Origin of the sequence: Bacillus sp. EB600, assembly GCF_024494385.1 — a bacterium.
In the GTDB taxonomy this organism is placed as follows: domain Bacteria; phylum Bacillota; class Bacilli; order Bacillales; family Cytobacillaceae; genus JAEVLT01.
In genome coordinates, this window is sequence record NZ_JAEVLT010000092.1 from 1 (window position 1) to 3631 (window position 3631).

The window sequence follows — 3631 nt, forward strand, 5'->3', positions numbered from 1 at the left end:
ATAGCCAATATAATCAACTACCAAAAGAACTTGATTCAGTACTTTCAGAGCTTAATATTAATAAGCACTTACGTCATGCAGGCATTAAAAAATCCTTCGGATTTAGTTGTTCATATTTGTTTCAACTTGTCTGATTTTCCAACACAAGAATTGGTTTTCTCTTCTTCAGTCAAAGAAAGCAGACCAATTCCCAGCCAAGGATTCCGTATATCGTTTCTTAAACCAATCGACATTTAACTGGCGACGTTTTTTGCTTCTCTTGAGTTCATTCTCTATTCATAAAGTAGAACGTCTAACAGACAAAAGCCGTCCTAAAGTCTTTATTGTAGATGATTCATCATTTGATAGAAACCGTAGTAAAAAGGTGGAATTGCTGGCACGCTGCTTTGATCACGCTTCTCTTAAAATGCGCTTTTATAAAGGCTTTCGCATGTTGACTTTAGGTTGGTCAGATGGCTACACATTCATGCCAATTGACTTCTCCTTACTCAGTTCCATAATAAAAAGAACCCTTCCTTGATTAGAGGGGGCTTCTTGTTATTTAAAAAAGCAGCTTATTTAGATCATTATCACTTTTTCTCTCAATTTCATTTTCTAATTCCTTCATCAGCTGCGGAAGATCTTGATTCCCGTAAACAATATCACCCATCCTTCCCTAATACACTTCAAAAAGATGCTCTCATTATCTTAAAACCACAATCTTTTATTATAATCATATTCATAGATATCAGAATTCTCTTCTATTTCTTTTTTTGGGGCACACTCTTCACAAGGTTCTTCTGACTGGTTATGTTCACATTGTTTAAATAAAAATTCCATTGTTTGTATCCCCTCTCCTATTTCTTACTATTTATTTTAATGGAAGCGGTTACATTTATCTTGTGCTTTTTATTGGAAATAATAAATCGTGTTATTAGAAGAGGGAACAATCTATTTGTTCCCTCTAATCCATCATAGAATTCTGGAACTTAGAGGGGGAAGAATGTTGAATGATTCCATCTGCAGTTCAGTAAATAATTCTAGTGATTGTATAGCATTGTTATTTCATTAAGAAAGATTGAAGTTTGATATTTTATATTTTGTAAAATAAATAGAAAATGATGAGATATTAATTTTGTTTTTAGTGAGGGATTTTTATCGTAAAAAACATATTTAGTAAAACTATTCATAGTTATTAAATAGAACATCTTTAATAAGAGAAACAAAAATAATAAGCATTTTGTAATTGCACGGTTTATCCATTGGGGGAGAAGGGATCCAGCTATTTTTGAGATTCGTAATAACATAGTTTCCACTAACTCACAAATATAATGAAAAAGAAATCACTTTTACACAAGTGATCTATTTCATTATTTACATATTCACAAGGCTACATTTTTTATATCCACTTATCAACAAGTGTATATTCGGAATGATATATGCATAAAAAAATATTCCTTCTTGGAAAACCTGTCAAAAATGATGACTGTAGAAGGAAAAAAAGAAATTTTTACAACAGAGTTCCGGTTTATTTCATTTTTGTTTAAGTCGAATAGCCCTGTGAATGTTCGTTTTTTTCACAAGGCTGGTATCCTATTAAATTACACCATGTAGCTCCGGAACTTGGCCCGTCTTGGTATATTCCCTAATCTTTGCATCATGGATCAAGCCAATAGGGATCTTTTCTATAGCTTTAGGCAGATATTTTCTGAAGACCATCCGGAAAAAAGCACCGATTGAGTAAAAATGGAAAGACCCTTTTCGTTCTTTTTCTATATGTATATGAGTTCCAATCTGATCGATTGTATCTAAAAAGAGGTTTTTCATAAAACGATCACGCACAGTGAAGCTCTCTTTATCTTCATCCATCAGATAGTTCAGTTTTTTCACCACTTCTTGTTTAAAAGAAATCATCACATCGATTTGGTCTCTTGGTTTATATTTAATTTGATGCCCATCTAAGAAGTAAGTTAGCTCTTTTGATAATTTTGCCATTAGTGGGTTCACATTGAATTCATCTGTGTCCTCTTCCACGCATTCTGGTTTCAAAGAAAAGGACACTTTCTTAATCCATAGTTGCTTTCCACGCATTTCAATCCCAGCGAATTCGATAGAAAAAAGAGCTTCAAAAACGCTTAATGATTTACGGACGCCCTTTGCATTTTTGTTCAGCTGCAACTTAAGCGTCTTCATCGTCCGTTCTTGCTTCACTTTCTCTATTTCACCTGTCTTGCTGAATGACAGGCCGGTGCGAAATTGGTTTAGTAAGGATAAAAGCAGTTCGATTCCTTCCGGATTGGAAGTACGTACGAATTCAGCCAATATATTGGTTTCAAAAAGGGCATTCGGTATAATCAGGTAGTTAAGAACCCCACCATTATGTTCAGGAGTATTATATTTTTCAACATCTTTTAACACTAGAACAGGCAAACCTTCATGAATTTCCTCTCTCAGAAAATAATGATCTTCTAAAAACCTCTTCCCTCCCCAAAGGGTAGAATACGAGATTCCTAGTTTTTTCGCCCAGAAGGAAAGATTGTATTCCTTTAGCATGCCGCGTTGATTCTGCTCTATATGCAATTGCTTTAACATGGTCATATATACAACATAGGCGGATGCAGGAGGGCGCTCAAATGACTGATCGCGAAGAAAACGGAATTCTTCCAATATAGCATGATGCATTCGAAAACCGTCGATTCTCATTTTATTCTTCATTTTGGCCCTCCTCTCGTCTATTTTCCTAGTTTGAATTATATCAGAATGGAAATAGAGGAAATGATGCCCTTTATTAAAGGATTTTCAAAGTTGCACAACGAGCGTCAAACCCTTGGGGGACAAGGGTTTGAAAAAAGATCTAAAATTTTTTATGTGAGAGGAAACGTCATTATTTTTCCTGTTTTGTGCACATTGTGAAAGGAAGCGTCATTACTTGATGGATAGTTGAATCGGGGAAAATGCTGATATATCAACATTTTTTTAGAAAACCATATGAATAAAAGAACTAAAATTAAAAATCTCGCACTAAAATATGTGCAAGTTTGTGTGAGAGGAAACGTCATTTTCTCTTATATTAAACAAATAAAAGAGAAAAGCGTGCAATATTTTGTATTAATATATGAAATGTTTGTATTTTTTCCAGTATATCAAAGGTCTTCATTCAAACAAAAAATGTAGTATTATGAAGGCTTTGTGCACATTGTGAAAGGAAACGTCAGGAAAAAAGAAAAGTTGCACATGATATTTTAGTGAACTTATTGTGAAGGGAAACGTCAATCTCTTTTAAGATGGTTCTATTGGAATAAGTAAGAACTTCATTGATTTTCTATGGTACGTTGTGCACATTGTGAGAGCAAATGTCAAAGTGTGATGATTGTAATGATCCAGAAGGTGCAACATACAATCTATTGAAAATGGTGCAAGTTGTTGGAAGAAAAAACACTCTGAAAGATTTCTTACTCAGACTTGGTTGAATTTAATTGTGCACATTGTGAGAGGAAACGTCCAAGATGACAATATAGTTGCACTTTCAATGAATAGTAAGTATTACCGTTAACGGTTTTAAGGAAGAAAGATCTCAAGAAAATAGAATGATGTGCACATTGTGAGAGCAAATGTCAAAGTGTGAAGATTGAATTGATCGAGTAGGTGCAAC

General features: G+C 34.1%; 2 protein-coding genes and 1 pseudogene. 1 reads left to right on the forward strand and 2 read right to left on the reverse strand.

Annotated elements, in window-relative coordinates; genetic code table 11:
• Nucleotides 1–496 (forward strand): annotated as a pseudogene (locus JN080_RS28435) (transposase); the annotation flags it as partial.
• Nucleotides 497–687: 191 nt separating this feature from the next.
• On the opposite strand, the gene JN080_RS28440 reads toward JN080_RS28435, so the two are convergent.
• A complete protein-coding gene (locus tag JN080_RS28440) occupies nucleotides 688–819 on the reverse strand; it encodes a hypothetical protein (RefSeq protein ID WP_256239301.1) in 132 nt (43 codons plus the stop codon).
• A 756-nt stretch (nucleotides 820–1575) separates the two neighbouring features.
• Nucleotides 1576–2694, reverse strand: coding sequence for a hypothetical protein (locus JN080_RS28445; RefSeq protein ID WP_256239302.1), 1119 nt, complete (start codon nucleotides 2692–2694; stop codon nucleotides 1576–1578).
• Nucleotides 2695–3631: the final 937 nt, after the last annotated feature.

Excerpts from the sequence above, each read along its gene's own strand:
- JN080_RS28440 (WP_256239301.1), bottom strand. The coding sequence starts at position 819 with ATGGAATTTTTATTTAAACAATGTGAACATAACCAGTCAGAAGAACCT.
- JN080_RS28445 (WP_256239302.1), bottom strand. The coding sequence starts at position 2,694 with ATGAAGAATAAAATGAGAATCGACGGTTTTCGAATGCATCATGCTATA.